The following is a 7,539-nucleotide window of genomic DNA, read 5'->3' as shown; positions in this document are numbered from 1 at the left end:
CCGTTGTGTGGTGAGGGGTGGGGGATGACCGGTGGGCGTGGTGTGGGAGCCGTTGCGTGGCGAGGGTGGCGGGAGCCCCGTGGCGCGGTGTGGGAGCCGTTGTGCGGCGGGGCCGGCGGGTTCCCGTAAGCCTGTTGTGGGAGCCGTCGTGCGGTGAGTGCCGGTGGGGATCGCTGGTGGGGATCGTGGCTGCGCAGGGCGGCGGAGGGTGTTGTCAGCGGCACGTGGGATGCTGGGCGCGATGGCCAGGAAGACTGCTCAAGACGACCCCCTCGCCCCCGTGACGCTCGCGGTGGGCCAGGAGGATCTCCTGCTCGACCGGGCCGTGCGGGAGGTGGTGGCCGCCGCCCGGGCCGCCGACGCCGACACGGACGTGCGCGACCTGATGCCGGACCAGTTGCAGCCGGGCACGCTCGCGGAGCTGACCAGCCCGTCGCTGTTCGCCGAGCGCAAGGTCGTGGTCGTGCGCGACGCGCAGGACCTGTCGGCCGACACGGTCAAGGACGTGAAGGCGTATCTCGGCACGCCCGCCGAGGAGATCACGCTCGTGCTGCTGCACGCGGGCGGCGCCAAGGGCAAGGGCCTGCTGGACGCCGCGCGCAAGGCGGGGGCGCGGGAGGTGGCGTGCCCGAAGATGACCAAGCCGGCGGACCGGCTGGCGTTCGTACGGGGGGAGTTCCGCACCCTGGGCCGGTCGGCCACGCCGGAGGCCTGCCAGACGCTCTGCGACGCCATCGGCAGTGATCTGCGGGAGCTGGCGTCCGCCGCGTCCCAGCTGTGCGCGGACGTCGAGGGCACCATCGACGAGGCGGTCGTCGGTCGGTACTACACCGGGCGGGCCGAGGCGTCGAGCTTCACGGTCGCCGACCGGGCGGTCGAGGGGCGGACGGCGGAGGCGCTGGAGGCCCTGCGGTGGTCGCTGGCGACCGGGGTGGCGCCGGTGCTGATCACCAGCGCGCTGGCGCAGGGGGTGCGGGCGATCGGCAAGCTGTCCGCCGCCCGGGGCGGCCGGCCGGCCGATCTGGCGCGGGAGCTGGGCATGCCGCCGTGGAAGATCGACCGGGTGCGCCAGCAGATGCGGGGCTGGACGCCGGACGGGGTGGCGGTGGCGTTGCGGGCGGTCGCCGAGGCCGACGCCGGGGTCAAGGGCGGCGGGGACGACCCCGAGTACGCCCTGGAGAAGGCCGTCGTCACGATCGCGCGGGCGGCGCGGTCACGCGGGCGGGGCTGACCCGGGCCGCCCGGGACGGAGAGGCGTCCGGGACGGCACGGCGACGCGGCCGGCGAGTTCCGGGCGTGACGGCCGGCCGCCTGCCGTGTGCGGCCGGTGCGGGCATGCCGAAGGCCCCGGGTGTCCGCCCTGGGGAAGGGCGGGGCGCCGGGGCCCCGGGTTCAGCCGGTGAGCCCGTACCCGCGTGGCGAACGCAGGCCGCGTACGGACTCGGGGTGCCGGTCGGGAGCGGATGAGAGAGGGCCCGCTCTGCGTCCTTCCGGCGGCTGGATCCGGTGACCGGATCCGATCAGACCAGACAAGGGGTTCAGCCCTTGAGGGACGTGACCTTCGAAGCAAGCGCCGACTTCTTGTTGGCGGCCTGGTTCTTGTGGATGACGCCCTTGGAGACGGCCTTGTCGAGCTGACGCGCGGCAGCGCGCTGGTACTCGGTGGCCTTCTCCACGTCACCCGCGGCAGCGGCCTCGCGGGCCTTGCGGATCGCGGTCTTCAGGGAGGACTTGACGGCCTTGTTGCGCAGCCGGGCCTTCTCGTTGGTCTTGATCCGCTTGATCTGGGACTTGATGTTCGCCACGAATGAGCCTTTTCAGGTTCAGGCGCGGGATCGGAGACTCCGGATCCCGTGCCAGGTGATTTCTTCAGGGTGCGCCTCGCGCTGAGAGGGCATGAGGCACAGCCACCCAGGCTACCAGCGGCGCTCCAGGCGGCCCAAACCGGTCCCCGGTCGCCGCGCGTGGGACCATGGAGGCTATGTGACGATCCGACCCGAGGCATAAGGCGCCTCAAGAGACAGGACCCTGCGTGCCCGCGACCCCTAACCATGTGCCCGAGCCGAGCCGTACCGACCCGGCTCTGATCCGCAATTTCTGCATCATCGCGCACATCGACCACGGCAAGTCCACGCTCGCCGACCGGATGCTCCAGCTGACCGGGGTGGTCGAGCAGCGGCAGATGCGTGCTCAGTACCTCGACCGGATGGACATCGAGCGCGAGCGCGGCATCACGATCAAGTCCCAGGCCGTGCGCCTGCCCTGGGCGCCCACCCAGGACCCGGGCAACACGCACATCCTCAACATGATCGACACCCCGGGGCACGTCGACTTCACCTACGAGGTCTCGCGGTCGCTCGCCGCCTGCGAGGGGACGGTCCTCCTCGTCGACGCCGCCCAGGGCATCGAGGCACAGACCCTCGCCAACCTGTACCTGGCGATGGAGAACGACCTCACCATCATCCCGGTGCTGAACAAGATCGACCTGCCCGCCGCGCAGCCGGAGAAGTTCGCCGAGGAGCTGGCCAACCTGGTCGGCTGCGACCCCGACGACGTGCTGCGGGTGTCCGCGAAGACCGGTGTCGGCGTCGACGCGCTGCTCGACAAGGTCGTCGCCGAGATCCCCGCGCCGGTCGGCGTCAAGGACGCCCCCGCCCGCGCGATGATCTTCGATTCGGTCTACGACTCCTACCGCGGTGTGGTGACGTACGTCCGGGTCATCGACGGCCAGCTCAACAAACGCGAGCGGATCCGGATGATGTCCACCGGCGCCACGCACGAGCTGCTGGAGATCGGCACCAACTCGCCCGAGATGCTGGGCGCCGACGGCCTCGGCGTCGGTGAGGTGGGCTACCTCATCACCGGCGTGAAGGACGTCCGCCAGTCCAAGGTCGGTGACACCGTCACCAGCCAGCACAAGGGCGCCGAGGAGGCGCTGGGCGGCTACAAGGACCCCAAGCCCATGGTGTTCTCCGGGCTGTACCCGCTGGACGGGTCGGACTACCCGGAGCTGCGCGAGGCCCTCGACAAGCTCCAGCTCAACGACGCCGCCCTGGTCTACGAGCCGGAGACCTCCGCCGCCCTCGGCTTCGGCTTCCGCGTCGGCTTCCTCGGCCTGCTCCACCTGGACGTGATCCGCGAGCGGCTGGAGCGCGAGTTCGGCCTCGACCTGATCGCGACCGCGCCCAACGTGGTCTACCGGGTGGTCATGGAGGACGGCGGCGAGCACACCGTCACCAATCCGAGCGAGTTTCCCGAGGGCAAGATCAACGAGGTGTACGAGCCGGTCGTGCGCGCCACGATCCTCGCGCCGACGGAGTTCATCGGCTCGATCATGGAGCTGTGCCAGACCCGGCGCGGCACCCTGCTCGGCATGGACTACCTCTCCGAGGACCGGGTGGAGATCCGCTACACCCTGCCGCTCGCGGAGATCGTCTTCGACTTCTTCGACCAGCTGAAGTCGAAGACCCGCGGCTACGCCTCGCTGGACTACGAGCCCACCGGCGAGCAGACCTCCAGCCTGGTCAAGGTCGACATCCTGCTGCACGGCGACAAGGTGGACGCCTTCTCGGCGATCACCCACAGGGACCAGGCGTACGCGTACGGCGTCCGGCTCGTCGCCAAGCTCAAGGAGCTGATCCCGCGCCAGGCCTTCGAGGTGCCGGTGCAGGCGGCCATCGGGTCGCGGGTGATCGCCCGCGAGACCATCCGCGCCATCCGCAAGGACGTCCTCGCCAAGTGCTACGGCGGTGACATCTCCCGTAAGCGGAAGCTGCTGGAGAAGCAGAAGGAAGGCAAGAAGCGGATGAAGATGGTGGGCTCCGTGGAGGTCCCGCAGGAGGCCTTCATCGCCGTGCTGTCCAGCGACGACAGCGCGGGGTCGGGCAAGGGCAAGAAGTAACCGCACCGGACGGGGGATCACCTCGCGTTCCGGGCGAACAGGGGCCCGCCGTACGGAACGGCGGGCCCCTGTCGCATGCATGGGGCTGTCCTTCTGGAGGAAGTGACGGAGTACGGAGGCTTACGCGGTGGCCGGCCGGCCTCTACCCTGATCCCTGCCCGATAGTTACTCGTGAGTTAAACAACGGCACGCGAGTGGTAACTGCCGCACCGAAGGCGCTAGACGCCCTGAGCCAGCCGCGCCGGTCGCGGGCCCCGGAGGATGTCGTGAGCGACACACAGACCCTGATCGAGAACCGTCCGCCGTCCGTCGCGGGCCTCTTCCTGGAGCGCGTCGCGGCCACCCCGGACGCCGAGGCCTACCGCTACCCGGTCCCGTCGGCCACCGGGCGGGGCCCGGACGACTGGAAGTCGCTCACCTGGGCGCAGGCCGCCGAGCGGGTGTACGCCGTCGCGGCCGGACTGATCGAGCTGGGTGTGCAGCCGGAGCAGCGGGTCGCGCTGGCCGCCGCCACCCGGATCGAGTGGATCCTCGCCGACCTCGGCATCATGTGCGCCGGCGCGGCCACCACCACGGTCTACCCGCAGACCAACGCCGACGAGTCGGCGTACATCCTCGCCGACTCCGGCAGCCGCGTCCTGATCGCGGAGAACGCCGAGCAGCTCGCCAAGGCGCGGGAGAAGCGCGCCGAGCTGCCCGAGCTCACCCATGTCGTGGTCATCGACGCGGAGGGCGTGGAGACCGGCGACTGGGTGCTGAGCCTGGCGGAGCTGGAGGCCCGGGGCGCGGCCCGGCTGGAGAAGGACGCCGCCCTGGTCCGGGAACGGGTCGGCGCGATCACCAAGGACCAGCTGGCCACCCTGATCTACACCTCCGGAACGACCGGCCGGCCCAAGGGCGTCCGGCTCCCGCACGACAACTGGTCGTACATGGCGAAGGCGATCGCCGTGACCCGGCTGCTCGACCCGGACGACCTGCAGTACCTGTGGCTGCCGCTCGCGCACGTCTTCGGCAAGGTGCTGATCTCCGGTCACATCGAGGTCGGCCACATCGCCGCCGTCGACGGCCGGGTCGACAAGATCATCGAGAATCTGCCGGTGGTGCAGCCGACGTACATGGTGGCCGTCCCGCGGATCTTCGAGAAGGTCTACAACGGCGTCGTCGCCAAGGCGCGGGCCGGCGGCCCGGCCAAGTACAGGATCTTCCAGTGGGCGGCGGGCGTCGCGCGCGAGTACGCCAAGGTCACGCAGGACAACTTCCGGCGCACCGGGACCGCTTCGGCGCCGTTCGGACTGGCCGCCAGGCACAAGGTGGCCGACGCGCTGGTGTACTCCAAGCTGCGGGAGGCCTTCGGCGGTCGGCTGCGGGCGTGCGTGTCCGGGTCGGTGGCCCTGGCGCCCGAGATCGGGTACTTCTTCGCCGGCGCCGGCATCCACATCCTGGAGGGGTACGGGCTGACCGAGTCCTCCGCGGCGTCCTTCGTCAACCCCGGTGAGGCCTACCGGACCGGCACGGTCGGCAAGCCGCTGCCCGGGACCGAGGTGCGGATCGCGGAGGACGGCGAGATCCTGCTGCGCGGGCCCGGGATCATGGAGGGCTACCACGGGCTGCCCGAGAAGACCGCGGAGGTGCTGGAGCCGGACGGCTGGTTCCACACCGGGGACATCGGGGAGCTGTCGCCCGACGGGTACCTGCGCATCACCGACCGCAAGAAGGACCTGTTCAAGACCTCGGGCGGGAAGTACGTCGCACCCACCGAGATCGAGGGCGCGTTCAAGTCGGTCTGCCCGTACGTGTCGAACATCCTCGTGCACGGGGCCGACCGGAACTTCTGCACCGCGCTCATCGCGCTCGACGAGGCGTCGATCGTCAAGTGGGCGGAGGAGAACGGGCTGGCGGGGAAGCCGTACGCCGAGGTGGTGGCCGCGCCGGCGACCGTGGAACTGGTGCAGGGGTACGTGCGGCAGCTGAACGCCGGGCTCCAGCGGTGGCAGACGATCAAGCAGTTCCGGCTGTTGCCCCGGGACCTGGACGTGGAGCACGGTGAGATCACGCCGAGCCTGAAGCTGAAGCGGCCCGTGGTCGAGCGGGAGTACCAGCACCTGCTCGACGAGATGTACGCGGGGGCGCGCGAAGCGTAGGGGGTCCGCGCGCGGCTGACCAGGGTGGGCGGCCGGCCGCGCGGTTCCCCGCCTCCTTCGGCCGGTTGGCGCGTCCTGCGCCCACCGGCTGACGGTTTCTGGTCGGAATTGGCCACTTCGGTAACTCCACGCTTATGCGTGGCCTCCGTCTGTCACCCTGTCGGCAGTGATCGAGGCGTATTCGTCCGAGCCGTTCGGGAGCTGAAGATGGGGGCCGTGCCGGCGCAGCGGGAGTCCGTGTCGCTTGCCAACGTGCGCCCCGGCGCACAGGTGCGCGTCGCGCTGAACGGAACGCCGCTCGCGCCGGGCGCCGCCCGGGGGCTGCTGCGCGCGGCGTTCCAGGAGTGGACCGGCCTCGGGCTGCCCGGCGCCGAGCGGCTCACCGACCGGCTGGCCCACGACGCCATGGTCGTGCTGAGCGAGCTGGTCACCAATGCCGTCGTGCACGCCGGCACGGACGTCGAACTGGTCTGCCGGCTGGAGCCGGACAGCGGTGCCGTCGTCGTGGAGGTGTGCGACCACCACCCCTCACGGCCGCCCCGGGACGCGCAGAGCGAGACGGCGTACGAGACCCCGGAGTACGGCCGCGGGCTGCGGCTCGTCGCGGCGCTCTCCGAGGCGTGGGGCGTGACCTACCGGCGCGGCGCCAAGACCGTCTGGGCGCGCCTCTCCGCCGAGGCCGGCGCGGACACCGACGGGTACGACGCCGAGCGCGCGGGCTTCACCGGCGCCGAACTGCTCGCCCCCGGGCCCGGCGCCCTCCCCGGCTCGTTCGGGCACCCCCGGCGGGCCGAGCGCGACCGGGACTGGCTCGGCCGGGGCGCGCTGTCCTTCCTCGCCGAGGCCTCCGACCTGCTCGCCGGGCAGCTCGACGAGGACCTGGTCGCCGCGCTCACCGGCCAGCTGATCGTGCCCCGGCTGGCCGACTGGTGCGCCGTGTGGCTGGAGGACGAGGCCCTGGGCGGCCGGTCCGGACGGGGCGTCGGCGGCGCGGCCGGCGGGGCGCGGCTGGCGCGGGTGTGGCACGCCAGCGAGGAGCGGATCGAGGAGCTGCGCCGCTGCCTGGAGAAGGAGCCGCCGCGGACGGAGGAGGGGGTGACGCTCTCGGGGCCGGTGCCGTATCCGTACCCGCACCAGTGGCCCTCGGACGCGGACCTCGCGCGGTCCTGGCCGGGGCGCCACCACGGCACCGGCGCGGTCACCGGCGACGCGTCCACCGTGCCCGGGACGGCGGCGACCGGTCCGGCGCCGGGCTCCGGCGCCCACGCCGCACCCGAGGGACCTGCCGACGGAACGCCCTTCGCCTCCGCCGCCGTTCCCGCGGCCGGTGCTGTGCCCGTCGCTTCCGCGGTCGGCGGTACGTCCTTCGCTTCGGCCGCTGTTCCCGTGGCCGGTGACGTGTCCTTCGCTTCGGCCGCTGTTCCCGTGGCCGGTGACGTGTCCTTCGCTTCGGCCGCTGTTCCCGTGGCCGGTGACGTGTCCTTCGCTTCGGCCGCT

The 7,539-nt window shown here is 71.7% G+C and carries 5 protein-coding genes; 4 read left to right on the top strand and 1 reads right to left on the bottom strand.

The window, feature by feature from the left end; all coding sequences use genetic code 11:
- Positions 1 to 241: 241 nt before the first annotated feature.
- Positions 242 to 1,231: a DNA polymerase III subunit delta gene (gene holA / locus ACFF45_RS16975; protein WP_381346888.1), complete on the top strand. Its 990-nt coding sequence runs from the start codon at positions 242 to 244 to the stop codon at positions 1,229 to 1,231.
- A 307-nt stretch (positions 1,232 to 1,538) separates the two neighbouring features.
- On the opposite strand, the gene rpsT is transcribed toward holA, so the two are convergent.
- The gene (rpsT, locus tag ACFF45_RS16970; RefSeq protein WP_099499233.1) at positions 1,539 to 1,805 is read right to left on the bottom strand and encodes a 30S ribosomal protein S20; all 267 of its coding nucleotides are present in this window, start codon (positions 1,803 to 1,805) and stop codon (positions 1,539 to 1,541) included.
- 227 nt (positions 1,806 to 2,032) lie between these two features.
- On the opposite strand from rpsT, the gene lepA reads away from it, so the two are divergent.
- The 3 genes from lepA to ACFF45_RS16955 all read left to right on the top strand — a co-directional run.
- Positions 2,033 to 3,901, top strand: coding sequence for a translation elongation factor 4 (gene lepA / locus ACFF45_RS16965; protein WP_381346887.1), 1,869 nt, complete (start codon positions 2,033 to 2,035; stop codon positions 3,899 to 3,901).
- A 266-nt stretch (positions 3,902 to 4,167) separates the two neighbouring features.
- Positions 4,168 to 6,042, top strand: coding sequence for an AMP-dependent synthetase/ligase (locus tag ACFF45_RS16960; protein ID WP_381346886.1), 1,875 nt, complete (start codon positions 4,168 to 4,170; stop codon positions 6,040 to 6,042).
- Positions 6,043 to 6,249: 207 nt separating this feature from the next.
- The coding region (locus ACFF45_RS16955) for an ATP-binding protein (protein WP_381346885.1) at positions 6,250 to 7,539 on the top strand (1,290 nt) is incomplete at its 3' end.

It is taken from the genome of Streptomyces cinereospinus, from assembly GCF_042430725.1.
Taxonomy (GTDB): domain Bacteria; phylum Actinomycetota; class Actinomycetes; order Streptomycetales; family Streptomycetaceae; genus Streptomyces; species Streptomyces cinereospinus.
The sequence above is the reverse complement of the archived record's forward strand: the minus strand, read 5'-3'. Positions and strand labels throughout refer to the sequence as shown.